General features: G+C 34.9%; 5 protein-coding genes. 4 read left to right on the forward strand and 1 reads right to left on the reverse strand.

From position 1 onward, the window contains the following. Positions 1 to 186 precede the first annotated feature (186 nt). Positions 187 to 489: an IS3 family transposase gene (locus tag A9G37_RS00770; protein WP_065560538.1), complete on the reverse strand. Its 303-nt coding sequence runs from the start codon at positions 487 to 489 to the stop codon at positions 187 to 189. Positions 490 to 571: 82 nt separating this feature from the next. Between A9G37_RS00770 and A9G37_RS13370 the strand changes: the two genes are divergently transcribed. The 4 genes from A9G37_RS13370 to A9G37_RS00785 form a co-directional block, all read left to right on the forward strand. After that, positions 572 to 649 (forward strand): hypothetical protein, encoded by a 78-nt coding sequence (locus A9G37_RS13370; protein WP_442903128.1) that lies wholly within the window; start codon positions 572 to 574, stop codon positions 647 to 649. 91 nt (positions 650 to 740) lie between these two features. Next, positions 741 to 920: a hypothetical protein gene (locus A9G37_RS00775; RefSeq protein ID WP_065574335.1), complete on the forward strand. Its 180-nt coding sequence runs from the start codon at positions 741 to 743 to the stop codon at positions 918 to 920. Between the two features lie 157 nt (positions 921 to 1077). Beyond that, positions 1078 to 1596, forward strand: a complete 519-nt coding sequence (locus A9G37_RS00780; RefSeq protein ID WP_065574336.1) for an endonuclease V — start codon at positions 1078 to 1080, stop codon at positions 1594 to 1596. Positions 1597 to 1811: 215 nt separating this feature from the next. Continuing rightward, on the forward strand, positions 1812 to 2103 hold a 292-nt coding region (locus A9G37_RS00785), incomplete at its 3' end, for an IS3 family transposase (protein ID WP_065574337.1).

Consider the following 2103-nt stretch of genomic DNA (forward strand, 5'->3'; position numbering starts at 1 on the left):
GCTCTGCTTGCAGACGCCTTGTACCATAAGCACGATAATTAGTATTAAAAATTTCACCCACTATTTCACTCAGTGATATATCTTGTGATTGCTGCGTTAATTGCCGTTGATAATAGAAACGATTTCGGGTTACATTTAAACATCGACATAATGCACGTAAGCTGTATCGATGCTTATTATGTAAAATTAACTCGATTTTCTTCCCATTATCAACGTCGCTTGCTTTAGGATATCATTCTCCATTAACAAGCGTTTATTCTCTTTGCGTAGCGCGATAAGTTCGTTATCTTCAGTTCGACGATTATCTTTTGCGATGAATGAGCCGGTAGTTTGGTACTGCATTATCCAATTATCTAATGCTGATTTGGTGAGGTCATACTCTGCGACGATATCCGCACGTTTTTTACCATTTTGATATAGCATGACCATTTGTTTTTTGAACTCGTTAGTAAAGCTACGTTTTGCTCTTCGTGATGAATCGATTGCCATTGTTGTTACCTTCTCTTATTTTTAGTTTATCATAACAATGACCTTATAAAACTGGTACTAATTAGTGTAGCCGATCCACTATGTGGATTGGTTTAATTATAATCGACTTTATTCAACATTAAATTACCAGTCGCCGATTGAATACAAAAGGAATCGATGACCTTATCTTTTTGGTACTAAAAAGTGTGCACACACCACTAAATCTTGAACACTAGGTGTTGGTAATATAAAAAAATTAAGGAATCCATATTATGATAGTCAGAATAGAAATCAATCAACTAGAAAAGCGCAGTAATTACTACTTTTATAACGATACGCCATTTAATGGCGAAGCTTATAATCATCGAGATAATCAACTTTATCAAGTATACGAAATTACCGATGGCGTTATTACTTTTAGTGGATTGGCTTATGACTATCGGAATAACTAAACTTAATAAGTATATTTAATAATAATCAATAGAATAATCAATACAGAAATAAATATTATCACATTGAATTAATAACAGTAATAATGTTATCTTACTCAGTTAGTTTCAATGTATTGATTCATTGATAAATAATGTTTTAAAGAGAAGATAACTTAATATGATACTGGCAATTGATGTTTATTACATTGACAACCGCGCCAAATCGGTCGGTATTTTATTTAATCATTGGACTGATTCAACCTCAGCACTTGAACAGGTAATCACAGATTATCAAGATAACGTTGCGCCCTATCAATCAGGTCAGTTTTATCAACGGGAATTACCTTGCATTATGTCACTGCTTGATAAAATTGATTTAAGTAAACTTACCTGCATTGTGATTGATGGTTATGTACATTTGGATGAAGGTAAGATAGGGTTAGGTGGGCATTTGTATCATGCATTAAACAAAACCATTCCTATTATTGGTGTTGCTAAAAAGCCGTTTTCAGGCAATAGCGAGTATTTGATCGAAGTTCTTCGTGGTCAAAGTAAACACCCGTTATATGTTACCTCGATAGGCATACCGCTAATAAATGCAGCCAATAGCGTGCAATCAATGGCAGGCAAACACCGAATGCCTGATGTGCTGAGTTATTTAGATCAACAAACAAAATTGTTTAAACACGAACAATAACGGATTAGATTGAATTACAGTAATGCGGACATTCGCCGCCCCAATAAGTCGGCGAATAGTTAAGTAAAATTAGGTATAGGAAAACACCAACTTGTTTCTCCTTCATGATTAAAACAATCCGCTAAAACCCATAAGGCTGGATCGGCTACACTAATTAGTACCAGTTTTATAAGGTCATTGTTATGATAAACTAAAAATAAGAGAAGGTAACAACAATGGCAATCGATTCATCACGAAGAGCAAAACGTAGCTTTACTAACGAGTTCAAAAAACAAATGGTCATGCTATATCAAAATGGTAAAAAACGTGCGGATATCGTCGCAGAGTATGACCTCACCAAATCAGCATTAGATAATTGGATAATGCAGTACCAAACTACCAGCTCATTCATCGCAAAAGATAATCGTCGAACTGAAGATAACGAACTTATCGCGCTACGCAAAGAGAATAAACGCTTGTTAATGGAGAATGATATCCTAAAGCAAGCGACGTTGATAATGGGAAGAA

It is taken from the genome of Gilliamella sp. GillExp13 (assembly GCF_001690815.1).
GTDB lineage: Bacteria > Pseudomonadota > Gammaproteobacteria > Enterobacterales > Orbaceae > Gilliamella > Gilliamella bombi.

Bases quoted from the DNA above. Each gene is read 5' to 3' on its own strand.
- A9G37_RS00770 (WP_065560538.1), bottom strand. From the start codon at position 489: ATGGCAATCGATTCATCACGAAGAGCAAAACGTAGCTTTACTAACGAG.
- A9G37_RS00775 (WP_065574335.1), top strand. From the start codon at position 741: ATGATAGTCAGAATAGAAATCAATCAACTAGAAAAGCGCAGTAATTAC.
- A9G37_RS00780 (WP_065574336.1), top strand. From the start codon at position 1,078: ATGATACTGGCAATTGATGTTTATTACATTGACAACCGCGCCAAATCG.